At 60.9% G+C, this 4,005-nt stretch carries 5 protein-coding genes; 3 read left to right on the forward strand and 2 right to left on the reverse strand.

Annotation, left to right across the window (positions count from 1 at the left end; translation table 11 throughout):
• Nucleotides 1-151: 151 nt before the first annotated feature.
• Together EN885_RS32880 and EN885_RS32885 are read right to left on the reverse strand one after the other, a co-directional pair.
• A complete protein-coding gene (locus EN885_RS32880) occupies nucleotides 152-1,087 on the reverse strand; it encodes a helix-turn-helix domain-containing GNAT family N-acetyltransferase (RefSeq protein ID WP_128244017.1) in 936 nt (311 codons plus the stop codon).
• Between the two features lie 78 nt (nucleotides 1,088-1,165).
• The gene (locus EN885_RS32885; protein ID WP_245493193.1) at nucleotides 1,166-2,041 is read right to left on the reverse strand and encodes a hypothetical protein; all 876 of its coding nucleotides are present in this window, start codon (nucleotides 2,039-2,041) and stop codon (nucleotides 1,166-1,168) included.
• Between the two features lie 63 nt (nucleotides 2,042-2,104).
• On the opposite strand from EN885_RS32885, the gene EN885_RS32890 reads away from it, so the two are divergent.
• The 3 genes from EN885_RS32890 to EN885_RS32900 form a co-directional block, all read left to right on the forward strand.
• Nucleotides 2,105-2,902: a methyltransferase domain-containing protein gene (locus tag EN885_RS32890; RefSeq protein ID WP_128244016.1), complete on the forward strand. Its 798-nt coding sequence runs from the start codon at nucleotides 2,105-2,107 to the stop codon at nucleotides 2,900-2,902.
• Nucleotides 2,903-3,062: 160 nt separating this feature from the next.
• Complete coding sequence (gene groES / locus EN885_RS32895) at nucleotides 3,063-3,359, forward strand: co-chaperone GroES (RefSeq protein ID WP_006203049.1); 297 nt, start codon at nucleotides 3,063-3,065, stop codon at nucleotides 3,357-3,359.
• Between the two features lie 62 nt (nucleotides 3,360-3,421).
• On the forward strand, nucleotides 3,422-4,005 hold a 584-nt coding region (locus tag EN885_RS32900), incomplete at its 3' end, for a TCP-1/cpn60 chaperonin family protein (protein ID WP_281035182.1).

The following is a 4,005-nucleotide window of genomic DNA, read 5'->3' on the forward strand; positions in this document are numbered from 1 at the left end:
AATCGTCTCATCCGACGCCGCCAGACCGTCCGCCAGACTCAACTGACCCAAAACACGATCCGCCATCCCGAATCTCCCTGCTCCAACCTTCACCACAGAATCACCGTTCGGCTTCTGTGCAAAGGTCTCACAAGGGGAGAAGGGAAAGACGTTACAGCTCCAGGTTCCAGTTCTGGCCGACCAGATCCTTGCCGAAGGCGTGATGGCGTTCTTCGTCGGCCAGCTTGAATCCTGATGCCTCGTAGATGCGGCGCGCTGAGGTGAGCACGTCGTTGGTCCACAGCGTCAGCGTCTTGTATCCCTTCGCGCGGGCAAAGCCGATGCATTCCTCGACCAGCCGCTTGCCGATGCCGAGACCGCGCGCCGAGGGTTCGACATAGAGCAGGCGCAGCTTCGCCACCGTGTCCGACTGGCGCACGACGAAGACAGAGCCGACGACGTCCCCGTCCCGCTCGGCGATCCAGCTGCGCTCCCATTTCGGATCGAAGGATTTGACGAAGGCACCGAGGATTTCGGCGACCAGCGCCTCATAGGTTTCGTCCCAGCCATATTCCTGCGCGTAGAGCAGGCCCTGGCGATGGATGATCCAGCCGATGTCGCCGACCTGCAAAGGCCGCAGCATGTAGGGAATTTTGGGCTCCGTACATTCGCCCAGCAGGCGCTGCACCGTCTGCATCGCCTTGACCAGCCTGTCCTGTTCCGGAGCGGAAAGCCGGTCGAGCAAGGCCGCGACCTGATCGTGCGAACCCTGGTTCAGCGGCGCGAAGGCCGTCCTTCCCGCCGGCGTCAGCGCGATCGACGAGCGCCGCGCATCGGCTTCAGTCGCTGCGCGCTCCACCAGGCCGCGCTCCTCGAACTTTTTCAACAACCGGCTGAGATAGCCGGGGTCGAGGCCGAGATCGCGCGCAAGATCGGTGGCGGTCAGCCCGTCGCGATGCGCCAGTTCATAGAGCACCCGAGCCTCGGTCAGCGAAAAGGTGCTTTTCAGCCATCCTTCGTCGAGCAAGCCGATCTGACGGGTGTAGAAGCGGTTGAAGCCTCGCACCGCATCGATCCGCTCCTTGCCGGGTTGATGATGAATCGTCATGGCATCCTCCTGCCCGCACACGATCAATCATTTGCTTGACTTAGTCAAGTATCTAGAGAAAGGACCAGACCGTGGTGATCAGGCATCCGATCGCCGGATCAGCCCTTCGAAACCGTCCGCCAAATGAGAGGCTCCGGCCGAGAACATCTTCACGAGGTTTTTGGGGCGGCCGGGGGTCTTGTTGGCATCCAGCAGCACCGCCCTGCCCTCATGTATGACGAAATCGAACTTGCCGTAGTCAAAACCGAGTTCGCGTCGCAGCTGGCGCATTTCGTCGGGAACAGGCACGGGCTCACGACGGATCGTTTCGGACGCCTTGACCAGGGCGTTCGGCGAGACGTAGCGGGTGCAACGTTCGCTCTCTCCGCAAAACACCCAGAACCGCGCCGCGAAACCATCAGGTTCTTTTTCCGGAATGAACTTGTCCACGACCAGATCGTCGCGCTCGAAGACGCCATCCGGGATATCGCTAATAGATCCGTAGACCTCATAGGACTGCAGGACTGGCATGTCCGGAAAAGGCGGTGGTTTCCTCGCGCGCCGCGCTCGCCGATTGAGGAACGTCTCTGGAATGCCCTGATTGTTGAGGTTGCTTTTGACGATGACCGGACCTTGCCAAGCGTCTCCCTCGTTCACCAACGCTCCGCTGATCCGTCGTTTGGATATGTCGGCCGTCCCGACATTGAGGCAGAATGGGAAACTCCGTGCATAGTCGAGATAGTCTGCGGGCGTTATCGTCGCATCGACATGCAGAACCGCGACGTCGGCGCTGTGTGTCTTCGACAGACCTTGCTGGATCCGGACCGAATGGCCGCGTCTTTTCAATTTTCCCAGAACGTCGAAAAGCAAATAGGGACTGCCCCTGCGCAGCAGGATATCGCGCTTGCCAAGGAACTGATCGTGCTCATGCGTTATGACGACGATACGCGCCACGGCTACCCCCTTGGCTTCCATACCCACTTCCATTAAGCGGCTATGGGCAGTTGACGCCAGCCTTTTTAGGTCCGACGGGCACGCATGACCAATCATTGGGACAGTTATCACCGTCACTGGATGCTCCTGGAGGCGCCGCTCCGGCCAACTCCGGAGACAGTTGGCATTGTCGAACGCGAGCTTGATCTGGACGAGGCCGATGTTCTCCTGCTGGGCGTTACCCCGGAACTGGCCGGCCTCGGCAAGACGATGCTGGCCGTCGACGGATCCGCCGCCATGGTTTCGGGCGTATGGCCGGGCGACAGCGCCTGCCGCAAGGCAACGACCGGGAATTGGCTGGACCTTCCGCTCAGCCGCGCCAGCGTCGGCGCGGTCATAGGCGACGGTTGTCTGACGGTCGTCGATTCCTCACGCGCTCGCCGCGCCCTCCTGGGCGAGGTCGCCAGAGTGCTGAAGCCCGGCAGCCGCGCGGCGATCCGCGTTTTCGCCGGCCCTGAGACTTTCGAGGATTTGCAGAACATCAAGGCCCAGGCCTTGGCCGGCGGAATTGAGAATTTCCATGCGCTCAAATGGCGGATCGCCATGGCGTGTACGACCAGCGATTCCGATCGCGCCATAAATGTGCAGGTGATCCGCGACGCTTTTGACGAGACCTTCCCGGACCGCGCCGTCCTTGCCGCGCGGACAGGATGGAGCATGACCTCCATCGGCACCATCGACGTCTATGCGGGTTCCAAAACGACTTATTGCTTCGCGACGCTTGCCATGCTGGTCGATGAGGCGCGCGACTGGTTCGACGAAGTGCGCGTCGTGCCGAGCGGATCCTATCCGCTGGCGGAACGATGCCCGCTTCTGGTGCTTGGTTCTCCGAGACACCAATAGTTCGTCGCCAGGCGTCGATCGGCTCACTCGGCGCCTTGACTCTCGCCAGCCACCGGCTTATCTCACCGCCACGTTAGCACTCGCCATTGGTGAGTGCTAACCAGGTCCGGCGCCGCCGGATGGAGGAACTGTTCTCACCATTCTCATCGAGGAATAAAAAATGGCAAAGTCGAAGTTCCGCCCGCTTCATGACCGCGTGGTCGTACGCCGGGTTGAATCCGAATCCAAGACTGCCGGCGGGATCATCATCCCGGATACGGCGAAGGAAAAGCCGCAGGAAGGCGAGATCATCGCCGTTGGTTCCGGCGCCCGTGACGAAGCCGGCAAGCTCGTCCCGCTGGACGTCAAGGCCGGCGACCGCATCCTGTTCGGCAAGTGGTCGGGCACCGAAGTCAAGCTCAATGGCGAAGACCTTCTGATCATGAAGGAATCCGACATCATGGGCATCATCGGCTGAATATCGGCCTCACCGTCACTTAAATCTTCGGGCTCAATTCAAGCCCCTGCCAGGAGCTAAAAATGGCTGCCAAAGACGTAAAATTTTCCCGTGATGCCCGTGAGCGCATGCTGCGCGGCGTCAACATCCTCGCCGACGCAGTGAAGGTCACGCTCGGCCCCAAGGGCCGCAACGTCGTCATCGACAAGTCGTTCGGCGCACCGCGCATCACCAAGGACGGCGTCACCGTCGCCAAGGAAATCGAGCTTGAAGACAAGTTCGAGAACATGGGTGCGCAGATGGTCCGCGAAGTTGCTTCGAAGACCAACGACATCGCCGGCGACGGCACCACGACCGCGACCGTTCTGGCGCAGTCGATCGTCCAGGAAGGCCACAAGGCGGTTGCCGCCGGCATGAACCCGATGGACCTGAAGCGCGGCATCGACCTCGCCGTTGCCGACGTCGTCGCGACGCTGATCAAGAACGCCAAGAAGATCAAGACCTCGGAAGAAGTTGCCCAGGTCGGCACCATCGCCGGCAATGGCGATACTTCGGTCGGCTCGATGATCGCCGAAGCGATGCAGAAGGTCGGCAATGAGGGCGTCATCACGGTCGAGGAAGCCAAGACCGCCGAGACCGAACTCGAAGTCGTCGAAGGCATGCAGTT

It is taken from the genome of Mesorhizobium sp. M6A.T.Cr.TU.014.01.1.1 (assembly GCF_004022765.1).
Classification (GTDB): domain Bacteria; phylum Pseudomonadota; class Alphaproteobacteria; order Rhizobiales; family Rhizobiaceae; genus Mesorhizobium; species Mesorhizobium mediterraneum.

Excerpts from the sequence above, each read along its gene's own strand:
- EN885_RS32890 (WP_128244016.1), top strand. The coding sequence starts at position 2,105 with ATGACCAATCATTGGGACAGTTATCACCGTCACTGGATGCTCCTGGAG.
- groES (WP_006203049.1), top strand. The coding sequence starts at position 3,063 with ATGGCAAAGTCGAAGTTCCGCCCGCTTCATGACCGCGTGGTCGTACGC.
- EN885_RS32885 (WP_245493193.1), bottom strand. The coding sequence starts at position 2,041 with ATGGAAGCCAAGGGGGTAGCCGTGGCGCGTATCGTCGTCATAACGCAT.
- EN885_RS32880 (WP_128244017.1), bottom strand. The coding sequence starts at position 1,087 with ATGACGATTCATCATCAACCCGGCAAGGAGCGGATCGATGCGGTGCGA.